The following is an 18,538-nucleotide window of genomic DNA, read 5'->3' as shown; positions in this document are numbered from 1 at the left end:
TCATTCTTTCCCCCGCTGTGCCTTCTGGAGTTCTAATCATGTTTGTCCTGTCAACCTGTCGCCGTGTTATGCTCAAGCTATCTGGCGAAGGATTGATGGGGGATCGTGAATACGGCATGGACCGTGCTGTTATAGAGGCTATTGCCCGTGATGTACGGTCTGTTGTGCAAGGCGGTGTGCAGGTTTGCCTGGTGATTGGCGGTGGTAATATATTCCGCGGTGTTTCTGGTGCAGCGCAAGGAATGGACCGGGCCAGTGCTGACTATATGGGAATGCTTGCCACGGTCATGAATGCACTGGCCGTGCAGAATGCGCTGGAGCAGATGGGCGTTGATACCCGGGTCCAGTCCGCTATTCCCATGTCTGCTGTTTGCGAGCCTTATATTCGGCGCAAGGCTGTGCGTCACATGGAAAAGGGGCGTGTCGTCATTTTTGCGGCAGGTACAGGTAACCCTTTTTTTACAACAGATACAGGCGCTGCCTTGCGTGCTGTTGAGGTTAATTGTGACGCTTTGCTGAAAGCTACCCAAGTTGACGGTGTCTATTCTGCTGATCCAAGGAAAGACTGTAATGCCAAGCGTTATGAGACTCTGAGCTACACAGAGGTTCTGACCAAGGATTTGCGTGTCATGGATGCGTCGGCTATTGCGTTGGCGCGTGAAAACCGCTTGCCTGTTGTTGTTTTTAACATGCATGGGAATGGTGCTTTTGCCGCTGTTATGCGTGGTGAGGGGCGCTATACTGTTATTTCCGAGGAGAATTGATCGTGGCTGGTGACTATGCCTCGTTGAAGAAAGATATCCGGCACCGTATGGAGCAGGCTGTCGAGGTGATGAGAAAAGAGTTTGCCGGTTTGCGTACAGGGCGTGCGCACATCAGCCTTCTTGATCCTGTGCAGGTTGAGGCTTATGGCCAGAGCATGCCATTGAACCAAGTGGGTACGGTTGGTTCTCCTGAGCCCAGGATGTTGACGGTCAGCGTTTGGGACAAGGGAATGGTCAAGGCAGCTGAGAAGGCTATTCGTGATGCCGGTCTTGGACTTAACCCAATGGCGGATGGTCAGACCATTCGCATTCCGGTCCCTCCCTTGACAGAGGAGCGGCGCCAGGAACTGACAAAGGTTGCCGCCAAGTATGCAGAGACAACACGGATTGCCGTGCGTAATGTCCGCCGTGACGGGAATGACAACCTGAAGAAAATGGAGAAGGATGGGCTGATCTCACAGGATGAGCTTCATACTTATACCGCTGAAATACAGAAAATGACTGATGATACAATCAAGTCCCTGGATGAGGTTCTTGATCACAAGCAGAAAGAAATCATGCAGGTGTAGTGTTGTTGTGTAACATCTGTTTTACTAGCTTTCTAACAAGCTGAAGGGTGCATAACCTTGCATGTGGCAATCATCATGGATGGTAATGGTCGCTGGGCGCAGAAAAGAGGACTGCCCCGGGTGGCCGGCCACAAACGTGGTGCCGATGCTGTAAGGGCTGTGGTCGAAGCTGCGCCCTCTCTCGGTATTAATCAACTGACCTTGTATGGTTTTTCATCTGAGAACTGGAAGCGACCGCAGTCCGAGGTGTCTGCCTTGATGGGGCTGCTTCGTCTTTATTTACAGTCTGAGGTGTCACGTCTGAACTCTGAAGATGTGCGCCTGAGATTTATGGGTGATCGCTGTGGGTTGGCAGACGACATTGCTGCCTTGATGGCCGATGCAGAAGAAAAGACTGCCGGTAACAGTTTGCTTGATCTTGTAATTGCAATTAACTACGGCAGCCGGGCAGAGATTGTTTCGGCGGTTCAGAAGTTAGCCGGAATGGTCCGGGATGGATTGCTGGATGCAGGTTCAATTTCCGAGGATCTGTTTTCCTCTTCTTTGATGATTCCCGGCCTGCCCGATCCTGATCTTTTGATTCGGACTAGCGGTGAGCAAAGGATTAGTAATTTTCTTCTGTGGCAGTGTGCCTATACAGAGCTTGTTTTTACAGATGTCTTGTGGCCTGACTTCAACAAGGCTGAACTTGCGAAATGTTTACAGGCTTTTGCGGGTCGTGATCGACGCTTTGGTGCCTTGACGGGCTGACTGTTTTATTATGTGTGGGGGTATCCGTGTTAGGAGCCAGAGTCTGTTCGGCGTTGTTTCTTGCTCCTGTTGTTCTTTTGGCTGTCTGGTTTGGTGATATTGCCTTTTCATCCGCTGTTGCTCTTGCGTCTGCCTTGATGGTCTGGGAGTGGGACAGGATGTGCAGGGGGCGTTTTGGTGGTTGCGGGATGCTTGCTGCCGGAACTACGTTTGTGTCTGCCCTGTTGGTATCTCATTCGTCCTTTGTTGCCTTGGGGCTTGTATGGATCGGGACGCTGATCGTTGCTGCATTCAGCCGGTCAGGTTGGCTTGCCATGGGTGTGCTTTATATTGGCCTTCCGTGCCTTGCTCTTTCTTGGCTGCGTGGCGAGACGGATGTCTGGACGCTCATGTGGCTCTTGTTTGTTGTGTGGGCAACCGATACGGGGGCTTACGTTTTTGGGCGCGCCATCGGCGGCCCCAAGCTTGCTCCGCGGATCAGCCCCAACAAGACTTGGGCTGGTTTGTTGGGTGGTGCGGTGTGTGCTTCTGTAACGGGTGCTGCATTGCCATTCATGCTGGATATGGCGGGCTGGCTGTTTGCGTCGGTTCTTGCTGCTCTTCTTGCCGTTGTGGCCCAAGTTGGCGATCTTTTTGAGTCTTCTGTGAAAAGACGCTTCAGGGTCAAGGACAGCAGTGGGATTATACCGGGGCACGGTGGTATCCTGGATCGTCTTGATGGTCTTGTTGCGGCGGCACCCGTTGTTGTCTTGGTTGTTCTCGCCTTGGGTGGAGGCTTGGGATCTTGGTGATGCGATACCCGGTTCACCGTGCAGAGCCTGCTGATGTCCGTCGTGTCTCTATTCTTGGCTCGACGGGTTCAGTTGGTACAAGCACCCTTGATTTGCTGTCTGCCAAGCCGGAAAAGTGGCATGTCGTTGCCTTGGTTGGTAATCGTAACATTGATCTTTTGGCGCGGCAGGCTCGTGCCTTTCATCCTGAAATTGTCGTGACTGCGGATCCGGCTCTTTATTCTGACCTTAAAATGGCGGTGGCTGGTACAGGTGTTGAGGTTGCTGCGGGATTGGATGCTGTTGTTGATGCTGCGTCCAAGCCTGCTGACTGGATCATGTCGTCTGTTGTGGGGGCTGCTGGTCTTGCCCCGACCTTGGCTGCTGTTCGGCAAGGAACTGTTGTTGCCTTGGCCAACAAGGAATCGCTTGTTTGTGCTGGTCGCCTTGTTATGTCTGAGGTGGTACGTTGCGGTGCGACTCTTTTGCCGGTTGATTCAGAACACTCTGCTATTTTCCAGGTTCTTGACCAGTCCGTGGCGGATCAGGTTGAAAAATTGACGCTGACGGCTTCTGGTGGTCCTTTCCGCCAATTCTCCCTCGAGCAGATGCGCGATGTAACTCCGGATGAGGCTGTTTCTCACCCTGTTTGGTCTATGGGGGCGAAGATTTCAGTTGATTCTGCCTCGATGATGAACAAGGGGCTGGAGCTGATTGAGGCCAGCCACCTGTTTGGTGTCAATGAAGACTGTATCGATATTGTTGTGCATCCGCAGTCTGTTATTCATTCTATGGTATCTTATAAGGATGGATCTATCCTTGCGCAGATGGGTGCGCCGGATATGCGTATCCCGATTGCCTTTGCTCTTGGATGGCCTGGCCGTATGGAGGCCCGGACGGACAGACTGGACTGGCGTACCTTGGGTTCCCTGACATTTGAGCCTCCTGACGAGAACCGTTTTCCTGCTCTTCGTCTTGCTCGTCTTGCCCTGTGTCAGGGTGGTGGTGCTCCGACTGTTCTTAATGCAGCCAACGAGATTGCGGTTGCCCGTTTTCTTGATGGTTCCTTGCGCTTTACCGATATTGCCGCTGCGGTCGAGGAAACGCTGGCCCGTTTTTCGGGCTGCCCGGAGCCAGAGCATCTTTCTGATGTTCTGGACGTTGACCGTCAGGCCCGCGAGATTGCAGTGCAGATGTGTCGGACCCGATTATCCGGAGTGGCTTCTGGTCCCGGTTGATGGTGTTATTGCGGTCTTCATAAATTCCTGAAGGATACGGATACGTTGCGTCATGGATGTTCTTTCATTTTTTTCCACCTACCTCGTTCCGTTCCTTCTGACGCTGACCGTCGTGGTTTTTGTCCATGAGCTTGGGCACTTTCTTGTTGCCCGCTGGAATGGTGTGCATGTGGAGGTCTTTTCCATTGGCTTCGGTCCTGAAATCATCGGGCTTGACGATGCGCGCGGAACACGCTGGAAAATATCGCTGATTCCATTAGGGGGCTATGTCCGGTTTCTGGGCGATGCCGATGCCTCCAGTTCGGTTGCTGCCGATGTGGCAGTTGAAGATCGTGAGCGTTCTTTTGCAGCTAAACGGGTATGGCAAAGAGCAGCTATTGTTTTTGCGGGTCCTGCAGCAAATTTCCTGTTTGCCCTTGTTGTATTTTTTCTGGTTTTCATGTTTGTCGGCAAACCATTTACGCCGGCTGTGGTTGATCGTGTCAGCGAAGGAAGTCCGGCGGCTGCGGCTGGTATCCAGCCTGGAGACGAAATTGTTGCCATAGAGGGGCGGGCTGTTCGTCAGTTCGAGGATCTTCGTATGCTGGTGCCTGTTTACGGTGCGGCTCCCATGCGTGTAACGGTTCTGCGCAATGGGCAGTATCTGCTTCTCCATACTGTCCCAGAATGGCGGGAGATGCCCGATGGATTTGGGAAGACACAGAAAATTCCTGTTTTGGGTGTGTACTCCTCTGGTTCAGCGTTCCGTATTGAGCGTCTGGGGCCGCTTGATTCTGTTGTTGAGGCTGTGAACCGGACATGGTCTGTGAGTGTCAGTACACTGGCAGCCCTTGGTCAGATTGTTGTCGGAACCAGGGGCGTAGAGGATCTTGGTGGCCCTGTGCGTATCGCTGAGTATTCCGGCAATGCGGCGCAGCTCGGGTTTCTCAGCATGATTATGTTTGTCGCTGTCTTGTCCGTTAATTTGGGTCTGATTAACCTGTTTCCTGTCCCTGCACTTGATGGGGGGCACCTTGTTCTTTACGCGTGGGAGGCTGTTTGTGGTCGTCCCTTGGGAGAGAAAGCTCAGGAGATTGGTTTGAGGATTGGACTTATCCTTCTCTTCGGGCTAATGATCTTCACGACTTGGAATGATATTCTGCGATTGATCGCGGGGTAGCACTCCGGCTATTTTTGTTTTGTCCTGCTTTTGTCATTCTCCTGTGCGGGGGTTTCCTTGTCTGGTCGTTCTTATCCCGCCCTTGTGGCTCCTGTGCTGACGCTGACAGCTGTCGGGGCACTTGCTTTCGCTTTTTCTCCCGGTTTGGTCCTGTCCGAGGCCCATGCCCGCCCTGCTTCGATTCAGGATTCTGCTGCTGTTGCCCTTTCTGAGATCCGGGTCGAGGGGAATCAGAGAATTGAGGCTGAAACAGTCAAGGCCTATATGACGCTTCGTCCCGGTGACAAACTGGGGTCCGACAGTCTTGATGGGTCTTTGAAGAGTTTGTTTGCAACTGGTCTTTTTGCCGATGTTTCAATCACTCGTAGTGGTTCTGCCCTTCTTGTGAAGGTTGTGGAAAATCCGATCATTAATCGCGTTGTTTTCGAAGGTAACAGACGGATTGATGAGAAGAAGCTTCAGGCAGAATTGCAGCTGCGGCCCCGCCACGTTTATACCAGAACCAAGGTTCAGGAAGATGTGAAGCGCGTTCTGGATGTCTATCGGCGCAGCGGGCGTTTTGCTGTTACAGTCGAACCCAAGGTCATAGAGCTTGAGCAAAATCGCGTTGACTTGGTCTTTGAGGTCAATGAGGGACCGTCCACATACGTTCAGAGGATTAATTTTGTCGGAAACAAGAAATACTCTGATGATCTTCTGAAGGAGATGATTGCGACCAAGGAAGAGCGTTGGTATCGTTTCCTGTCTTCTTCCGATACATACGATCCCGATCGTATGAACTATGACCGCGAACTGCTGCGTCGGTTCTATCTGCGTCAGGGATACTCTGATTTCCGGGTCATTTCTTCAGTTGCAGAGTTGACCCCCGATCGTTCCGGTTTTTTCATGACCTTTACGATCGATGAAGGTGAGCGCTATACGTTCGGAGAGCAAAAGATAGAGATTGCGCTTCCGGATATGGATGCTGTTGATTTGTCTTCTGTGATCGTCGGGCAGCAGGGCGATTGGTATAATGCGGATTATGTCGAGGAAACCGTTCAGGCGCTGACTGATGCTGTTGGTGCTTTGGGATATGCCTTTGTTGATGTGCGCCCACGCGTGAAACGTGACCGCAAATCCCGTGTTATCGATATTGTTTACGAGATTCAGGAAGGTCCGCGGGTCTACGTTGATCGTATCGATATCTCAGGCAACATGCGGACTCTTGACAGTGTTGTGCGTCGTGAGATGCAGCTTGTTGAAGGCGATGCCTTTAATTCGGCGCGTTTGCGGCGTTCCCGCGAGAAGATCCGCAATCTTGGCTTTTTTGAAAAAGTTGAAGTGACCAATGTTCCTTCCGAGACTGCGCCGGACCAAACAACGGTCAAGGTTGACGTACGCGAACGTTCAACTGGAAGCCTGATGTTTGGCGTCGGATGGTCCAGTAGTGATGGCGCCCTGTTCAATACATCCCTAAGTGAGCGTAACCTGCTCGGCAAGGGACAAGATGTTCGGCTCTCGTTAACGGCTGCCGAGCGCAAGCAGGAAGTTGAACTTGGTTTCACAGAACCTTACTTCCTCGACCGTCCTTTGGCTGCTGGCTTTGATGTCTTTGTTCGTGAGCGTGATCGGCAGCGCGAGTCATCTTATGACATCAAGGAAATGGGTGTTGGTTTACGCTTGGGATTTGATTACGACGAACACTGGCGCCAAGGGCTTCGCTACACGATCAGTGAAACTGAAATTACCAAGGTCAAGGCCACGGCTTCGCGTTATTTGCGTGGGGCTCGTCAATCCGGATCTGCCAGTCGGATTAATGAAGGAAAGAGCGTTTTGTCCATGGTCGGGCAGACCCTTTCCTATGACCGTCGCGACAATGTGATAGAGCCGAAGGAAGGCTATATCGTGCGTCTGAGTACGGATGTTGCCGGTGCTGGCGGCAGCGAAAAGTTTGTCAGGGGTGCGCTCGACGCGCAGCAGTATATTTCGGTTACCGACGATACTGTTTTGATGCAGCAGGGTATGATTGGTGCTGTTGAAGGACTTGGGCAGGATGTTCGTTTCGTAAGAAATTACTACTTGGGCGGTGACAATCTGCGTGGCTTCAAGTACGGAGGTGCAGGTCCCCGTGATAAGTTGACGGGTGACTCCTTTGGTGCCAAGTGGATTGCTGCCGGTACGACAGAGCTTCGTTTTCCTCTTGGTTTGCCTGAGGAGTTAGGCATATCTGCCAAGTCATTCATCGACTATGGTATTTCAGGCGAACCAGACGGTGTGCTTGCATCTGAGATCAATAAATCCAGTAAGGCGCGCGTTTCTGCTGGTGTGGGGTTGGTCTGGAAATCTCCGATGGGGCCAGTCAGTATCGATCTTGCCCAAGCGCTGGTAAAAGAAAATTATGATAAGACAGAGTTCTTCCGCTTTAACTTCGGAACCCGTTTCTGATGTGTTTGCGGTATTTTGTCCGGGTTTCTCTTTCCTGCTTTGCCTTGCTGCTTCAGGTCTCTTTGGCTTATGCAGGGCGTGAGGAGTATGCTTTCGGTGTTCTGGATCAGCAAAAGATCATGGCGGAGTCCTCGGCGGCTCGTATGGTTTTTGCTGACCGGGACAGGTACCAAGAGGTCTATCAAGGTGAAACTGCAAAGCAGGAGAAGAAACTGAGGGCTGAGGATGAGTCCCTCTTGAAACTTCGTACCACGCTTTCTCCGGAGGAGTTTGCTCGCCGCCAACAAGCGTTCCAGGCGCGTGTGACGCGTTTCCAGAAGCAGGTTCAGGCCAAGCGTGCTGCTTTGGAGCGTGCTTTTGCCAAGGCGATGGCTGAGGTGCAGTCTGCCTTAATAAAGATTGTGCATGGTGTGGCGCAGGAAAAGGGCATGGGCGTTATTTTTTACCGGTCCCAAGTTTTTCTTTTTGACCCACGGGTTGATATTACAGATGAAGTTCTGGAGCGTTTGAACAGAGATCTTCCGCGTCTTTCAATGTTGGATCCTTCGATGCTGGCGGATCGGGAAGAAGACGGCGGGATGCTGGAAGGAGAGAGGTAGTTCGTTGGCTGACCCACGTTTCTTCAACAAGGCTGGCCCTTTTCGTCTGGTTGATCTTGCTGCGGCCGCAGATGCAGAGATCTCTGACCAGAGCAAGGAGCTGGTGATACATGATGTTGCCCCTTTGTCAACGGCCGGGGCCGGTCATCTTTCTTTTCTGGATAACCGGGCTTATTTGCCTCAGTTTCGCTCTACCAAGGCGGCGGCCTGTGTTGTGCACCCATCGCACCGTGATGCAGCGCCTCCGGGGGTTGCCCTGTTATTCAGCAATGATCCATATCGGGCTTATGCCAAGATAGCCTCGCTTTTTTACCCTGGTTCCCACCTAGGGCCGAGTGTCCACCCGTCAGCTGTCCTTGATTCTTCAGCCAGCCTCGGCGACGGCGTTGTTATTGAAGCCGGCGCTGTTGTTGGTGCTCGTGTTTCTATTGGAGCGGGGACAGTCATCGGGCCCAATGCTGTTATTGGTACGGGGGTTGTTCTGGGCAGGGGATGCGTGGTTGGCGCCAATGCGTCCGTTACGCACACGGTTGCGGGGGACAAGGTTATTATCTATCCGGGCTGCCGTATTGGTCAGGATGGTTTTGGCTTTGCGATGGGTGCAGCCGGGCATTTGAAGGTTCCCCAGCTGGGTCGTGTTGTTATTGGGGACGATGTGGAAATTGGTGCGAATGCAACAATTGACCGTGGCTCTGGCCCCGATACGGTTATTGGGTCTGGTTGCCGGATTGATAATCTTGTCCAGATTGCCCATAACGTTGAGGTAGGGGCTGGTTCTGTCATCGTTTCCCAAGTTGGAATATCGGGCAGCACAAAGCTTGGCAAAGGTGTTGTTATTGGTGGTCAGGGTGGCATTGCCGGTCATCTGGTGATTGGTGACGGTGCTCAGATTGCGGCGCAGTCTGGCGTGATGCGCGATGTTGATGCGCGCACGGTGGTGATGGGGTATCCCGCCAGGCCGATCAAGGAGTTCTGGCGCGAGGTTGCTGCTTTGGGCAAGTTGATTTCCCGTCGGTCCTCCTAGCGCCGTGTTTTTGAGATAGATGGGCAGATAGAGATGACAAATAATTTAGCCAAAGAGATGCCAGCGTCGTCCGTTGATTTTGAGCGGATCGATGTGGAACGGATCATGGAGATGATCCCGCACCGTTACCCCATGTTGATGGTGGATTGTCTTGAGAATGTATGTCTTGGGCTTTCGGCTGTCGGTGTGAAGAATGTTTCGGTTAACGAGCCGTTTTTTCAGGGGCATTTTCCCGGGCGTCCCGTTATGCCCGGCGTGCTGATTGTTGAAGCCATGGCCCAGACATCGGCTGTTCTTGTTGTTGCTACCTTGGGCGAGGCCGCAGAGGGCAAGCTGGTGTACTTCATGAGTGTGGAGAATGCAAAGTTCCGCCGGCCTGTTGTTCCCGGTGATCGTCTGGAACTGCATGTCTTCAAGGAGCATGCCCGCAAGAATGTGTGGAAGTTCCGGGCGGAGGGACGTGTTGGCAATACCGTTGTTGCCGAGGCAACATATGCGGCCATGATTATGGATAGTTGATGCCACTATGCCCTTGATACACCCCACCGCAATCATTGATCCTGCTGCCCGCCTTGCAGAGGGCGTTTCTGTTGGAGCGTTTTCTGTCATAGGTCCCGATGTCGAACTGGGGGAGGGTGTTTCTGTCTCTTCGCACGTTGTTATCGGTGGAAGAACCAGCATCGGGTCCGGTACCCGTATTTTTCCCTTTGCTTCAATAGGGCTGGCTCCCCAGGATCTCAAGTACAAGGGTGAGCCGTCCCGGCTTGAGATTGGGCGCGATTGCCTTGTCCGTGAACATGTAACCGTGAACATTGGCACAGAAGGTGGGGGAATGCTGACTTCTGTTGGTGATCAGGTCATGTTGGCTGTGGGATGCCACGTGGCTCACGATTGCCGGATTGGCCGTGGTGTTCTGGTTATGAATCACGTGCTGTTGGGTGGACATGTCGAGATCGATGATTTTGCCGTTATTGGTGGTGGCGCTGCCGTTCATCAGTTTGTCCGCATAGGATGCCATGCCATGGTTGGTGGGTTATCAGGTGTGGAAGGTGACATTATTCCCTATGGGACGGTTATGGGAAATCGTGCCCGTTTGGAAGGCCTGAATCTTGTTGGTCTCAAACGTCGGGGTTTTGGGCGAGCTGATATTCATAGCCTGAGAAGTGCGTTCAAGATATTATTTCAGGCTGGTGACAGCACAGGGGTATTGTCTGAACGCATAGAGGATGTCCGCTCTCGTTGGCCGGATTGCGAGCCTGTTCAGGTTGTTGTCCGTTTCCTGGATACAGATTCCTCCCGGTCGTTTTGTCGGCCGATGGACCATGGGTGAGTATACTGTGGTTCTGGGGATTGTAGCGGGAAGCGGTGATCTCCCTGCCCAAGCAGCAGATGTGTGCCGTCAGGGTGGCCGCCCCTATTTTGTACTGGCTCTCAAGGGTTATGCTGAGCCGTCTTGGGTTGGCACCCATCCTCATGCGTGGGTTCGCTTGGGGGCAGCCGCAGAGGGTTTTGCGGCACTGAAAAAGGCTGGCGTTACAGATGTTGTGATGATTGGCGCAGTTCGGCGTCCGGGGTTTTTTGACTTGTGTCCGGATTGGCGTGCTGCCCGGCTTTTTGCCCGGATTGGTCTACGGGCACTGGGCGATGACGGTTTGCTTCGGGCTGTGATTGCCGAGTTTGAAGCAGAGGGGTTCAGGGTTATCGGCATCGATGATGTGTTGCGTGATGTCGTGATGCCACGCGGGGTTCTAGGCCGTTATTCTCCTGATAACCAAGCCCGGCAGGATATCATAAGGGGAGCTGAGGTGGCGCGGGGCCTTGGTCTTCTTGATGTCGGACAAGGTGTCGTGGTTCAGCAAGGCATTGTGTTGGCTGTCGAGGCGGTCGAAGGGACAGATGTGATGCTGTCCCGTTGCTTGGATTTGCGCAGGGACGGGAACGGAGGCATTCTTGTCAAAATGCGTAAACCCGGCCAGGAGCAGCGTACAGATCTCCCTACAATTGGTCCGGAAACCGTTCGGGCTGCCTTTGCTGCCGGTTTGCGCGGTGTGGCCGTTCAGAGCGGAGCTGGCCTGCTTGTTCATCGTAGTGAAGCCATTTCTGAAGCAGATCGGCTGGGATTATTTGTTGTTGGGGTTGATGAAGCAGGGCACGTGCTGGCATGACGTCTGATATCCCCCTGTTTTTTATTGTCACCGGCGAACCTTCGGGCGATGTCTTGGGCGCGCGCCTGATGGCTGCCCTGAAGCAGGCGACGGGGGGACGTATTCGTTTTATGGGGGTTGGCGGTGAAAGTATGGCTGCCGAGGGGCTGGAAAGTCTTGTTGATCAGTCTGAGTTGGCCGTTATGGGGCTGGTCGAGGTTATTCCCCGTATCCCGCGTGTTCTTGCTATCATTCGCAGTCTCACAGATCGCATCGTGCAAGAGTCACCTGTTGCGCTGATTACAGTTGACTCATGGGGGTTTACGGGCCGTTTGCAGCGCTCGGTTGCCAAAGCATCTCCGTCTGTGCGGCGTATTCATTATGTTGCTCCCATGGTATGGGCGTGGAAAGAAACTCGTGCCAAAACAGTTGCCCGTACGGTACAAGCGCTTTTGTGTCTTCTTCCCAATGAACCTGCTTGGTTCCGCCCTTATGGCTTGGAGTGCTGTCACGTTGGGCATCCTGTTGTTGGAAGCGGGGCGGACAAGGGAGATGGTGATCTTTTTCGTGCACGGCATAATATAGACCCGAATAGTCCTTTGCTTTGTGTTTTGCCTGGCAGCCGCCATAGCGAAACGTCGCGTCTGTTGCCTATTCTGAAGGATGTTGTAACGTCCTTGGTGGCCAAAAGCCCCGATCTGGTTGTTGTTGTGCCAACGGTGGCAACCGTTTCGGCCATGGTTGCAGAGGCTGTAACGGATTGGCCGGCAAGGGTTGTACTTGTACGGGGGGAGCAGGATCGCTATGCCGCATTTGCAGCTTCAACTGCGGCTGTTGCTGCCTCGGGTACGGTGACGCTGGAGTTGGCAATGGCCAACGTTCCGCATTGTGTTATCTATCGCGTTGCTCCCCTGACAGCGTGGATCTTCAGGCGCCTGACCCGGCTTCGCTTTGTTAATTTGATCAATATTGTACGTGATTGCGAGATTGTGCCCGAGCTTCTGCAGGAGAAGTGTGTATCAGAGCGTATTGCGCCTGTTGTTCAGGCTCTTTTATATGATTCGCCGCAAAGAGAAGCGCAGCGCCTTGAATTTGCCCAATCCTTGCGCTACTTGGCCGGTGGAGATGGTGATCCTGCGGATCGTGCCGCTGCTGCCGTCTTGGAGTTTTCTGGTGTTCAGCATCCTGTTCCGTAATTTTCAAGGGGAGACGGAGTATGACGTTTCAATTTCTGCATACTATGATCCGTATCCTGAATCTGGAAGCCTCGGTTGATTTTTATACTCGCCACCTTGGTATGCAGCTGCTGCGTCGTCGTGATTATCCTGAAGGGCGCTTTACGCTGGTGTTCGTTGGCTACGGCGAAGAAGATGACCATACTGTCCTGGAGTTAACCCACAATTGGGATCAGACTGAGCCGTATGAGATTGGGACTGGTTTTGGCCACCTTGCCTTGGGTGTCCAGGATGTTTATGCAACCTGTGAATCCCTGAGAGCCGAGGGTGTGCGTATCACACGTGAGCCAGGTCCGATGAAGCATGGCAAGACGTTGATCGCATTCATCGAAGATCCTGATGGGTATAAAATAGAGTTGATTCAGAAGACGTAGCATCAACTGTGCTTATGCTGTTCTGTGTCTGCCCAAGAAAGGAACAGCATAATTGATCATTCTTTATATGTTTAGGTGCTACAATCTGGGCCGGGTCTCAGATCCTTCTCTCTTCCGATGATTTGGGGATGAATTTGTTTAAGCTGGAATCGGTTGCGCGCAAGCCTGTCTTGATCACGATTGGGGTAGGTCTGGCTTTGGCGTTGGTTATAGGGTTTGGCCTTTTCCGGGAGATAGCGATTGCCAGATTTCTGGCAAACCTACCGGAGCCGGAGCATGCCGTAGCTGTAACAGTTGCGACCGAAGACCATTGGGATCAAAACATTCCAGCCATTGGTACCCTGGAGGCAGAGCAGGGTGTTCTGGTTTCCAGTGCGGTTGGCGGTCTTGTGAAGGCTATCAGGGTTTCTTCGGGGGCCTCTGTCAAGGCCGATGATACCTTGGTTGAGCTGGATGCAGACGTTGAGAAAGCGAATCTACGATCGGCAGAAGCCAAGGTTACGCTACAGCGGCTCACGGTTCAGCGTTTGCGGAGTCTGCGCAAAGTGGATGCGGCCTCTCAGGCCAATCTTGATGAGGCAGAGGCCAATCTCAATTCCGTTACGGCAGATGCTGAGTCCCTGCGAGCCACAATTGAGCGCAAGGTTATACGTGCCCCCTTTGATGGTGATCTCGGGCTTGTGCGTCCAGATCTTGGGCAGTATGTCCAGCCCGGTGATGCCCTTGTAAATCTACAGAATCTTTCAGCAATGCGTCTGAATGCAGGTGTGGAACAAGATATTCTGCCCTTGTTGAAGATTGGTCAGGCCGTGCATGCATCAGTTGTCGCTTATCCAGGTCAAGTATTTGAGGGAATACTCAGCGCCATGGAGCCATCTGTTGATGGTAGTGGTTTAGTTCGTATACAGGCAAGTTTTGCCAATGTTGACCGGAAGCTGCGCCCGGGCATGTTTGCAAGAATTGAAATATCCCGTGGTCAGAGCGAGGCTGTGGTTACGCTGCCGCTTACAGCCGTGACGTACTCTCTGTACGGAGAAACAGTCTATAAAGTTGAAGATGATGGAAGCGGGGTTCTTCGCTCTGTTCCAACCGTTGTGCGTATAGGGGAGCGTCGTGACGGCCGCGTCCGGATTTTGGAAGGGATCAAGGCCGGCGACCGTGTTGTTGCCGTTGGTGGGTTTAAACTTTCTCGTGGGGCGCGGATCAAGATTGTTGATGATGGCCGCCTGTCCTCTCCGCCCGTTCTGGGCTTGGATTGATTGGAGGCCACCATGCGGTTCACCGATATTTTTCTTCGCAGGCCTGTTTTATCAATCGTGGTCAGCTTCATTATTCTTCTTCTTGGCATTCGTTCCTTGGACAGTATGCAGGTGAGGCAGTATCCGGAGCTGTCCAATACGGTCATCGAGGTCACGACTGTATACCCGGGTGCTGATGCCCGCCTGATGCAAGGTTTCATCGGTGATCCTATTCAGGCTGCCTTGGCTCGTGTTGATGGGGTTGATTACATCACGTCCAGCAGTTCTGCTGGTTCCAGCCTTGTAACAGCGTATATCCGCCTGAACCATGACCCGAATGCAGCAATGACCGAAGCCATGGCCCAAGTCTCGGCCGCACGTTCCGAGCTTCCTTCCGAAGCAGAGGAGCCAGTTGTCAAGAAGAAGGCTGGCTCCGGTGTGTCCAGCCTGTATATGGCGTTTTCCAGCACTGTACTGAATCGTGCCCAGATTACCGATTATGTCAGCCGGGTTGTCAGGCCGCAGTTGTCTATTATTCCAGGCGTTGCATCGGTTACCTTGCTGGGTGCCCAGAAGATATCGGTTCGGATTTGGTTGAATCCTCAGTTGATGGCGCTGAACCAACTGACGGCCGAGCAAGTTTACGATGTTCTGAAGCGCAATAACCTGCAAGTCGCAGCCGGTTCCCTGCGTGGATATACTGATTCCATGACCATCCGCGCCGAAACCAGCGTCAGCGATGTGAATGCTGTCGAAAACCTGGTTATCAAAACGACAGATAGTGGTGTTGTACGTTTGGCAGACCTCGCCAAGGTCACGATTGGTCCAGAACAGTCAGACGTGACTGTTCTGTCCAATGGCCAGAAGGCGCTGTTTGTATCAATTGATGCTACGCCAGATGCCAATCCTTTGACAGTCGTTCGGGATGTCCGTGCGGCTTTGCCGCGTATACGGGAGAATCTTCCAGCCTCCATTCACCTTGATGTGAATTACGATTCAACAATTTTTATACAGGAGTCCATACGAGAGGTTCTGAAGACCCTTGTTGAGGCTGTGATCATTGTTATCTGCGTTATCTTTGTGTTTATGGGATCTCCGCGTTCGGTTGTCATACCGATTGTGACCATTCCCCTGTCTCTGATCGGCGTCTGTACGCTGATGCTGGCAATGGATTTTTCCATCAATCTGATGACGCTTCTGGCATTTGTTCTGGCTATTGGGTTGGTTGTGGATGACGCCATTGTTGTGGTGGAGAACGTGCATCGGCACATAGAGGAGGGCAAATCACCTTTTCATGCTGCCATTGTCGGTGCTCGTGAGATTGCGGTGCCCGTTATTTCCATGACGATTACATTGGCAGCTGTTTACGCGCCAATGGCATTTCTGGGGGGATTGACGGGTGCCCTGTTCAAGGAGTTCGCGTTGACATTGGCAGGGTCTGTCTTGGTGTCTGGTGTTATTGCGCTGACACTGTCGCCAATGATGTGCGCTCATTTGCTGAAGGCCCATGATGGCAGCCGGATTGCGCAGGTGGTTGATGCTTGGTTTTCCCGTCTTTCAGCGCGTTATGAGCACTTGCTTTCGGAGTCTATCCGTCATTGGCGTTATGTCTTGATTGTGGCGACGGTTGTTCTTCTCAGCCTTCCCTTTTTGTTCAAGCTGGCAAGTTCCGAGCTTGCCCCGCCTGAGGATCAGGGTATTGCCTTGGTTGAGCTGACAGGTCCTACGGATGCCAATCCGGAGTATATGGATGTCTATGCTGAACAGGTTGGTGAGATTTTTGATTCTGTTCGAGAGAAAGATACCTATTTCTTCATTGTTGGCGCAGAGGCTGTGTCTGATGGTTTTGCCGGCGTTATACTCAAACCTTGGGGTGAGCGTCAGCGTTCCGAGAAGCAGGTTGTTGAGGAGGTTGGCCGGAATCTGAAGCAGGTTGTTGGTTTGAGAGGATCTGCGTTTTCCTTGCCACCTTTGCCTGGTTTTGGAGGAATGCCGGTGCAGTTTGTCATATCAACAACGGCAGACTATAATGCCCTGATGGGTGTGTTGCAGGAGTTCGGCGATGCAGCACGTAAAAGTGGTTATTTTATCTTCCAGAAGTTTGACCTTCAGTATGACAGACCCGAAGTCAAGGTAACGGTGGATCGTGATCGGGCAGGGCTTTATGGTGTATCCATGCAGGATATCGGTATGGCCTTGGGTGGTGTTTATGGTGGCAATTATGTCAACCGCATTGATATAGAGGGCAAGGCCTATAAAGTCATTCCTAAGTCAGAGCGACAGTTCCGTCTTGATCCCGCCGCTATTGGAACAGTGTATGTGCGTGGTGCATCTGGCCAGTTGATCCCGTTATCCAGCCTTGTGCGTACAGAAATTGTGACGGAGCCCAACGTACTCAGGCAGTTTAATCAGTTGAACTCTGCCACTTTCCAAGCTGTACCCATGCCCGGTGCGGCTATGGGTGATATCGTCAGTTTTCTTCGCGATACGGCCCAGCGCCTGTTGCCTTCCGGCTATACCTTTGATTATGCTGGCCCGACACGCCAGTTTGTGACTGAGGGTAGCGCCCTTATGCTAACGTTCGCGTTTGCACTTGTCATTATTTACCTTGTTCTTGCCGCCCAGTACGAAAGCTTCAGGGATCCTTTGGTTATCATGGTGACGGTTCCGCTGGCCATGGTCGGGGCCATGGCGCCTTTGGCTATTGGACTGGTTTCACTGAATATTTACACCCAGGTTGGCCTGATTACATTGATCGGGCTTATCACGAAGCATGGCATTCTCATTTGTGAGGTTGCCCGTGAAGAGCAGATCTATGGAGGGAAAGACCGTAGGGAAGCTGTTGCGCATGCTGCATCTTTACGGTTGCGCCCTATTTTGATGACCACGGCGGCCATGGTTGCGGGTGCTTTCCCTTTGACACTTGCTTCCGGTGCCGGTGCAGGAAGCCGCCATTCTATTGGTGTTGTGATTGTTTCCGGTCTCTTGATCGGGACTCTCTTTACGCTTTTTGTTCTTCCTGTCGTCTATAGCTTTCTGGGAGATGATCACCGCGAGAAGCATAAGTACGCTTCCGAGAGAGATCGCTCGGCGGGACTTGAACCAGCTGTCCCCGAAAATGATTTGTAATCTGTTTGTGGCAACAAAAAGCCCCCCGATGGTGGGGGGCTTGGGGCGTGTTACGAGATAGTCCTACTTGAGGCTTTCCAGATACATGATCACAGCAGCCCGCTCATCGGCTTTGGGCAGCTTGAAGGTCATCTTGGAGCGAACCTTGGCATCCCCGGTTTTTTGTTCCAGAAATTTGGAAGGATCCGTGAGATAGGTATCGAGCTCGGTCTTGTCCCACGCAAAGCCTTTTGTTGCGGCATCAGTCAGACCTGTTGAATAGGCATAGCCTGCAGCTTTTGCAGGCCCCCGGGTTGTTATGCCAAACAGGTTAGGGCCAACCTTGTGTGCACCGCCCTTATCAAAGTTATGGCAGGCTGCACAGCGACTCTTGGCGATTTTCTCGCCAGCGGCAAGATCTTGGGCCATGACCGACCCGGACACAAAAAGAAGACCAGCTACAAGACTGGTTACGGATACTCGGAATATCATTGCGCTCTCCTTGGCACCCCTGATGTATCCCGCGGTACAGATGGACAACACTCTCTCCGCGTGCAAACCATTTGTGCAGGACGACCGCATTGTAGCTGCAAGGCGTTTATAAATCTACCCCACCTTGTTTATTCCATATGTAGGGGCGCGAGGGTTTGCGTCTTGCTTTGCAGGCACGGAAAACCCCGCCGGAACACTGTTCAAGCGGGGTTTCGGGTACTCAAGGAGGCCGTTTGGGACAAACGGATCGACCTTGGGCTTAGAAGCCGTCGCGCTCGAGGCGCTTGCGCTCCAGCTTCCGCGTACGGCGGATGGCCTCAGCCTTTTCGCGGGCCTTCCTCTCGGAACGCTTCTCAAAACTGCGCCGGAGCTTCATTTCACGGAAAACTCCTTCGCGCTGCATCTTTTTCTTCAGAGCCTTGAGAGCCTGATCGACGTTGTTGTCACGAACCAGAACCTGCACTTGACGTCACCTCCTTCCGCAGGAAATCATGTGTTTTACCCTGTAGGACAGGGAAAAAGAAACAGGAACACTTGCTTGTGACAAGGTGTTCCTACACGGTGTTCTAGCATGCTATTGTGCGCGGGAAAACAAAATAATAGGGCAGAATTCTGCAGTACCCCACTGCGCATCATGATATGGTGTGTCT

18 protein-coding genes are annotated in these 18,538 nt (G+C 52.6%); 16 read left to right on the top strand and 2 right to left on the bottom strand.

Translation table 11 applies throughout. From position 1 onward, the window contains the following. The first annotated feature begins 38 nt into the window (after positions 1–38). The 16 genes from pyrH to HEQ72_RS02090 all read left to right on the top strand — a co-directional run bounded on the left by pyrH (position 39) and on the right by HEQ72_RS02090 (position 17,417). A complete protein-coding gene (gene pyrH / locus HEQ72_RS02165) occupies positions 39–764 on the top strand; it encodes a UMP kinase (RefSeq protein WP_168018760.1) in 726 nt (241 codons plus the stop codon). A 47-nt stretch (positions 765–811) separates the two neighbouring features. Further along, positions 812–1,333, top strand: coding sequence for a ribosome recycling factor (gene frr / locus HEQ72_RS02160; protein ID WP_245183067.1), 522 nt, complete (start codon positions 812–814; stop codon positions 1,331–1,333). Between the two features lie 57 nt (positions 1,334–1,390). Further along, a complete protein-coding gene (locus HEQ72_RS02155) occupies positions 1,391–2,083 on the top strand; it encodes an isoprenyl transferase (RefSeq protein WP_272487505.1) in 693 nt (230 codons plus the stop codon). Positions 2,084–2,109: 26 nt separating this feature from the next. Continuing rightward, positions 2,110–2,874 carry a phosphatidate cytidylyltransferase gene (locus HEQ72_RS02150; protein ID WP_168022418.1) on the top strand — a complete coding sequence of 255 codons (765 nt, stop codon included), beginning with the start codon at positions 2,110–2,112 and terminating at the stop codon, positions 2,872–2,874. Further along, positions 2,874–4,091, top strand: a complete 1,218-nt coding sequence (locus tag HEQ72_RS02145; protein WP_168022417.1) for a 1-deoxy-D-xylulose-5-phosphate reductoisomerase — start codon at positions 2,874–2,876, stop codon at positions 4,089–4,091. The genes HEQ72_RS02150 and HEQ72_RS02145 overlap by 1 nt, the downstream gene beginning before the upstream one ends. 52 nt (positions 4,092–4,143) lie before the next feature. Further along, a complete protein-coding gene (gene rseP / locus HEQ72_RS02140) occupies positions 4,144–5,250 on the top strand; it encodes an RIP metalloprotease RseP (RefSeq protein WP_168022416.1) in 1,107 nt (368 codons plus the stop codon). Positions 5,251–5,307: 57 nt separating this feature from the next. Next, positions 5,308–7,674, top strand: a complete 2,367-nt coding sequence (gene bamA, locus HEQ72_RS02135; RefSeq protein WP_245183037.1) for an outer membrane protein assembly factor BamA — start codon at positions 5,308–5,310, stop codon at positions 7,672–7,674. Further along, a complete protein-coding gene (locus HEQ72_RS02130) occupies positions 7,674–8,273 on the top strand; it encodes an OmpH family outer membrane protein (protein ID WP_168018764.1) in 600 nt (199 codons plus the stop codon). Before bamA ends, HEQ72_RS02130 begins: the two co-directional genes overlap by 1 nt. 4 nt (positions 8,274–8,277) lie before the next feature. Beyond that, entirely contained in the window at positions 8,278–9,297 is a 1,020-nt protein-coding gene (lpxD, locus tag HEQ72_RS02125; RefSeq protein WP_168018765.1) for a UDP-3-O-(3-hydroxymyristoyl)glucosamine N-acyltransferase, read from the top strand. Positions 9,298–9,354: 57 nt separating this feature from the next. Continuing rightward, a complete protein-coding gene (gene fabZ, locus HEQ72_RS02120; protein ID WP_168018766.1) occupies positions 9,355–9,816 on the top strand; it encodes a 3-hydroxyacyl-ACP dehydratase FabZ in 462 nt (153 codons plus the stop codon). 7 nt (positions 9,817–9,823) lie between these two features. After that, the gene (gene lpxA / locus HEQ72_RS02115) at positions 9,824–10,627 is read left to right on the top strand and encodes an acyl-ACP--UDP-N-acetylglucosamine O-acyltransferase (RefSeq protein WP_168018767.1); all 804 of its coding nucleotides are present in this window, start codon (positions 9,824–9,826) and stop codon (positions 10,625–10,627) included. Continuing rightward, positions 10,620–11,462, top strand: a complete 843-nt coding sequence (locus HEQ72_RS02110) for an LpxI family protein (protein ID WP_168018768.1) — start codon at positions 10,620–10,622, stop codon at positions 11,460–11,462. The genes lpxA and HEQ72_RS02110 overlap by 8 nt, the downstream gene beginning before the upstream one ends. Then, on the top strand, positions 11,459–12,637 hold the full coding sequence (lpxB, locus tag HEQ72_RS02105; RefSeq protein ID WP_168018769.1) for a lipid-A-disaccharide synthase: 1,179 nt from the start codon (positions 11,459–11,461) through the stop codon (positions 12,635–12,637). Before HEQ72_RS02110 ends, lpxB begins: the two co-directional genes overlap by 4 nt. 20 nt (positions 12,638–12,657) lie before the next feature. Beyond that, positions 12,658–13,050: a lactoylglutathione lyase gene (gloA, locus tag HEQ72_RS02100; RefSeq protein ID WP_168018770.1), complete on the top strand. Its 393-nt coding sequence runs from the start codon at positions 12,658–12,660 to the stop codon at positions 13,048–13,050. 128 nt (positions 13,051–13,178) lie between these two features. Further along, complete coding sequence (locus tag HEQ72_RS02095) at positions 13,179–14,309, top strand: efflux RND transporter periplasmic adaptor subunit (RefSeq protein ID WP_168018771.1); 1,131 nt, start codon at positions 13,179–13,181, stop codon at positions 14,307–14,309. Between the two features lie 12 nt (positions 14,310–14,321). Next, positions 14,322–17,417 (top strand): efflux RND transporter permease subunit, encoded by a 3,096-nt coding sequence (locus HEQ72_RS02090; RefSeq protein ID WP_168022415.1) that lies wholly within the window; start codon positions 14,322–14,324, stop codon positions 17,415–17,417. Between the two features lie 63 nt (positions 17,418–17,480). Here the strand turns inward: HEQ72_RS02090 and HEQ72_RS02085 are convergent, their stop codons facing one another. Together HEQ72_RS02085 and rpsU are read right to left on the bottom strand one after the other, a co-directional pair. After that, the gene (locus tag HEQ72_RS02085; protein WP_168018773.1) at positions 17,481–17,888 is read right to left on the bottom strand and encodes a c-type cytochrome; all 408 of its coding nucleotides are present in this window, start codon (positions 17,886–17,888) and stop codon (positions 17,481–17,483) included. 259 nt (positions 17,889–18,147) lie between these two features. Continuing rightward, positions 18,148–18,351, bottom strand: coding sequence for a 30S ribosomal protein S21 (rpsU, locus tag HEQ72_RS02080; protein ID WP_066135377.1), 204 nt, complete (start codon positions 18,349–18,351; stop codon positions 18,148–18,150). Positions 18,352–18,538: the final 187 nt, after the last annotated feature.

It is taken from the genome of Haematospirillum sp. 15-248 (assembly GCF_012102665.1).
Lineage (GTDB): Bacteria > Pseudomonadota > Alphaproteobacteria > Rhodospirillales > Rhodospirillaceae > Haematospirillum.
This window is presented reverse-complemented; position numbering and strand designations above follow the sequence as displayed.

Excerpts from the sequence above, each read along its gene's own strand:
- HEQ72_RS02145 (WP_168022417.1), top strand. The coding sequence starts at position 2,874 with ATGCGATACCCGGTTCACCGTGCAGAGCCTGCTGATGTCCGTCGTGTC.
- gloA (WP_168018770.1), top strand. The coding sequence starts at position 12,658 with ATGACGTTTCAATTTCTGCATACTATGATCCGTATCCTGAATCTGGAA.
- HEQ72_RS02085 (WP_168018773.1), bottom strand. The coding sequence starts at position 17,888 with ATGATATTCCGAGTATCCGTAACCAGTCTTGTAGCTGGTCTTCTTTTT.
- pyrH (WP_168018760.1), top strand. The coding sequence starts at position 39 with ATGTTTGTCCTGTCAACCTGTCGCCGTGTTATGCTCAAGCTATCTGGC.
- HEQ72_RS02110 (WP_168018768.1), top strand. The coding sequence starts at position 10,620 with ATGGGTGAGTATACTGTGGTTCTGGGGATTGTAGCGGGAAGCGGTGAT.
- rseP (WP_168022416.1), top strand. The coding sequence starts at position 4,144 with ATGGATGTTCTTTCATTTTTTTCCACCTACCTCGTTCCGTTCCTTCTG.
- HEQ72_RS02090 (WP_168022415.1), top strand. The coding sequence starts at position 14,322 with ATGCGGTTCACCGATATTTTTCTTCGCAGGCCTGTTTTATCAATCGTG.
- HEQ72_RS02095 (WP_168018771.1), top strand. The coding sequence starts at position 13,179 with ATGAATTTGTTTAAGCTGGAATCGGTTGCGCGCAAGCCTGTCTTGATC.
- HEQ72_RS02130 (WP_168018764.1), top strand. The coding sequence starts at position 7,674 with ATGTGTTTGCGGTATTTTGTCCGGGTTTCTCTTTCCTGCTTTGCCTTG.
- fabZ (WP_168018766.1), top strand. The coding sequence starts at position 9,355 with ATGCCAGCGTCGTCCGTTGATTTTGAGCGGATCGATGTGGAACGGATC.
- lpxB (WP_168018769.1), top strand. The coding sequence starts at position 11,459 with ATGACGTCTGATATCCCCCTGTTTTTTATTGTCACCGGCGAACCTTCG.
- lpxA (WP_168018767.1), top strand. The coding sequence starts at position 9,824 with ATGCCCTTGATACACCCCACCGCAATCATTGATCCTGCTGCCCGCCTT.
- frr (WP_245183067.1), top strand. The coding sequence starts at position 812 with ATGGAGCAGGCTGTCGAGGTGATGAGAAAAGAGTTTGCCGGTTTGCGT.